Source organism: Clostridium sp. (genome assembly GCF_017888565.1).
In the GTDB taxonomy this organism is placed as follows: domain Bacteria; phylum Bacillota; class Clostridia; order Clostridiales; family Clostridiaceae; genus Clostridium.
This window is the reverse complement of the sequence record NZ_JAGHFX010000031.1, coordinates 1-3,938: the sequence shown is the minus strand read 5'-3', so window position 1 is coordinate 3,938 and position 3,938 is coordinate 1. Positions and strand designations below refer to the sequence as shown.

The following is a 3,938-nucleotide window of genomic DNA, read 5'->3' as shown; positions in this document are numbered from 1 at the left end:
CCTTGCCAAGGTGAATGTTGCGGGTTCGAGTCCCGTCTTTCGCTCCATAATATGCGGGTGTAGCTCAATGGTAGAGCCCTTGCCTTCCAAGCAAGTTACGTGAGTTCGATTCTCATCACCCGCTCCAAAAGAAAAGACAACTAATTTAAGTTGTCTTTATTTTTTTCTTAATTAAAATATAGTAATATGTAAAATCCACAAACGTATTACAAAGTATGATTAAATATGTGTATAAATTTAAATATCTTGTGGATAAATTTTTAATTGATTATTATGTAATAGTGAGGGAGGATATTATGATATTTGAATCGTGTACAGGCTGCTATGAAGATGCGGTGAGAGCTGAAGTAAATGGAGCAAATAGAATAGAGTTATGCGATAATTTAATGGAAGGTGGAACAACACCTAGCTATGGAAATATAAAAAAAGCAATAGAAAATATAAATTTACCTATAAATGTGATAATTAGACCAAGAGGTGGTAATTTTATATATAATAGCATAGAAAAAGAAGTAATGTGCCTTGATATAGAAATTTGTAAGAGTTTAGGAGCAAATGCTATTGTAATAGGTGCATTAACAGAAAATAGAGAAGTGGATAAAGACTTTATAAAGCATGTAAAAGAAATTAGTGGAGATTTAAACATAACTTTCCATATGGCTTTTGATGAAATAGTAGATAAAAAATTAGCAATTGATGAATTAGTTGAATTAGGTGTTGATAGAATATTAACTAAAGGTGGAGATATATCTGCATTAAATAATTTGGATACTTTAAAAGAACTGATTGAGTATGCTAATGATAGAATAATTATAATTCCAGGAGCTGGAATTACTAAGGATAATAGAGACTTGGTAATAGAAAAAACTAAAGCTAAAGAAATTCATGGAACAAAAATCGTATAGTAATTATAAAATAAGCCTTATATCATGTAAATATGATGTAAGGTTTATTTTTATATAAGGATTTAAAATTTAAATTATACAATATAAGATAAATTCATAAGAAATCAATATTAAGTTTGTATTTAAATACAAAGATACTTGTAAAAATAAAAAATCATGTTACGTTGTAATATAATTGCTTAATAAGGAGGCGATAAGATGTATTTTAACTATAAAAATTATGATTCTAAAGAATTTGAAGACTTATATAGATATGATGGTGAACTTGGAGCTATATATTCATATACAAAAACAAAATTTATATTATGGGCGCCTTTAGCAGACAGCGTAAAAATAAATTTGTATGGAAAAGATGGATATGATTACGAATCACAAGCAAATAGAACTATTGATATGATATATAAAAATAAGGGGATTTGGGAGATTGAAATTATTGGAGATCTAGATGGAGAATATTATAACTATGTAGTGAATGTAGATGGAAAAGAAAGAGAGGTTGTAGATCCATATACAAAAGCTGTAAGTGTAAATGGAAAAAGAGGAATGGTTATAGACTTAAACAAAACAAATCCTTATGGATGGAAAAATCATAAAAGGCCAATTTTAGAAACTTCATTAGATGCAATAATTTATGAGATACATGTTAGAGATTTTACTATAGATAACAATTCAGGGATAGATAATGGCTTAAAGGGAAAGTTTGAAGGACTTTGTCAAGATCATTCTGTAATAAAAAAAACTGGAATTAAAACAGGATTAAGCCATTTAAAAGAACTAGGAGTAAATGTAATTCAAATTATGCCTAGCTTTGATTATAAAACAGTAGATGAAAGAATATTTAATGAAAATGAATATAATTGGGGATATGACCCATTAAATTATAATGTACCCGAAGGATCTTATTCAACCAATCCTTATTTAGGAGAGGTTAGGATAAAAGAATTTAAAAAGCTAATAATGAAATTACATGAATCTGGATTTAAAGTAGTTATGGATGTAGTTTATAATCATACAGCAGATACAGAAAACTCTAATTTTAATTATATAGTTCCTAAATACTATTATCGTCAAAATAGAGATGGTAGTTTTTCAAATGGATCAGGATGTGGTAATGAGATTGCATCAGAAAGAATTATGGTAAGAAAATTCATTGTGGATTCATTAAAATACTGGGTAAATGAATATAAAGTAGATGGATTTAGGTTTGATTTAATGGGACTTCATGATATAGATACAGTAAAGGTAATTAGGGAAGAGCTTAATAAAATAGATAAGGATATATTGATGTATGGGGAAGGATGGAAGGCTAGTGACTCACCATTATATGATGAAAGGCTAACTCTAAAGAAAAATATAAGAAAATTTGGTGATTTACAAATAGGAGCTTTTAGTGATGATATAAGAGATGCAATAAAAGGTAATGTTTTTGAAAAAGAGAAGGGTGGATTTATAAATGGCGGAATAGATTTTGAAGAAAGCTTAAAATTTGGTATAGTTGCTTCGATAAAACATAAAGACATAAAATATGATAGAGTAATTTATTCAAAGGATTATTGGGCTAATGAGCCGTATCAAACTATAACATATATATCAGCTCATGATAATTATACTTTATGGGATAAATTATCTTTAGTTAAGCCTTTATCAACAGAAAATGAAAGAATTGATATGAATAAAATGGCATCGGCAATAGTATTAACATCTCAAGGAATTCCGTTTATACATTCAGGAGATGAAATATTAAGAACCAAAGCAGAGACTAATGGATATTTGATAGAAAATAGTTATAAATCATCAGATGTTGTTAATAAATTTTATTGGAATAGAAAAGAAAAGTATATAGATATATTTGAGTATTATAAAAAATTAATTGAATTAAGAAAAAATCATAGAGTATTTAAAATGAAGTCAGCAAAAGAGATTAATGATAATATTACGTTTTTAAAAATGGGAGAAAATTTTAGTGATAAAAGTGTAGTTGGTTATATAGCTGATGGAAATAAAGTAGGAGACTATATTGGGAAAACAGTAGTTATATTTAATGCTAATAAATATTCAGTAGAAGTTAATTTGAATCATAATAAATTTAGAGTAATAGTAGATAAAAATAATATTAATGAGGATGGGCTTTATAATATAGAAGGAAATATAGTTAATGTTGAACCTCTTTCTACAATGATAATGAAATATTTATAAGTTGTGAAAGAGTATGATAATTGGAGATGTTTCATAGGTCAGGTAGCCTAGTGGGTTAGTAGTAAAAATTAATAGTGAAAGAGTGAAAAGTTAAGGGGATTTTACCGAGCAAAACTTAAATAATAATTGTAGAAAGAATATTTTATTCAAAAATCATTTAAGGATTTTTGAATTAACTCTTTTACTTTTTCATTATTTTGCTTTGCAAAATATATTGGTGCACCTAGAGGGGCTCGAACCCCCGACGCTTGGATTCGAAGTCCAACGCTCTATCCAACTGAGCTATAGATGCATAAATAAATTTATTTTGCTAGTATATTATAATACTAATATTTAAAAATTTCTATAGTTTAATTGCTTTGAAATTTAAATATAATGAAATTCTATAATAAAATAATATTTACGAATACATAATATATATTATAGAAAGAATAGAGTTATTGGAATTAAAATACTAATATGTATTATAATATGCTGAATATATTCTTAAACTTATCCTGGAGTATCAATATATATAAATTAAAGAAAAAATTAAAAAAAATAAGGAAATAATGAATAATTTTAAATATATAGCATATATTTATATTTGTGTAATTAAAGCTATGATACAATAGTCAATGTCCTTCGAGGAAAGAAAGTATTGATAACAACAAAAAAATGTTGACAATAACTCCTAAGGATGTTAATATGTAGAAGTCGCTTGAGCGACAAGATCTTTGAAAATTGAACAGAAAATAAGTTAAGTAAACAAACCAGCAATTCTTTTAGACGTCTTAACATTAAGACTCAAAGTAATTTGAGCAAAGAGATTAAACTTTTTATTGAGAGTTTGATCCT

2 protein-coding genes and 2 tRNA genes are annotated in these 3,938 nt (G+C 26.9%); 3 read left to right on the top strand and 1 reads right to left on the bottom strand.

Features of this window, described 5'->3' with window-relative positions:
• The first annotated feature begins 53 nt into the window (after nucleotides 1-53).
• The 3 genes from J7M87_RS05745 to pulA all read left to right on the top strand — a co-directional run bounded on the left by J7M87_RS05745 (nucleotide 54) and on the right by pulA (nucleotide 3,101).
• A tRNA-Gly gene (locus tag J7M87_RS05745) sits at nucleotides 54-127 on the top strand.
• A gap of 169 nt (nucleotides 128-296) precedes the next feature.
• Entirely contained in the window at nucleotides 297-905 is a 609-nt protein-coding gene (locus tag J7M87_RS05740; RefSeq protein ID WP_291649552.1) for a copper homeostasis protein CutC, read from the top strand.
• Between the two features lie 198 nt (nucleotides 906-1,103).
• On the top strand, nucleotides 1,104-3,101 hold the full coding sequence (gene pulA, locus J7M87_RS05735) for a type I pullulanase (RefSeq protein WP_291649551.1): 1,998 nt from the start codon (nucleotides 1,104-1,106) through the stop codon (nucleotides 3,099-3,101).
• Nucleotides 3,102-3,316: 215 nt separating this feature from the next.
• Here the strand turns inward: pulA and J7M87_RS05730 are convergent.
• Nucleotides 3,317-3,393: transfer RNA gene (locus J7M87_RS05730), tRNA-Arg, on the bottom strand.
• Between the last annotated feature and the right edge of the window lie 545 nt (nucleotides 3,394-3,938).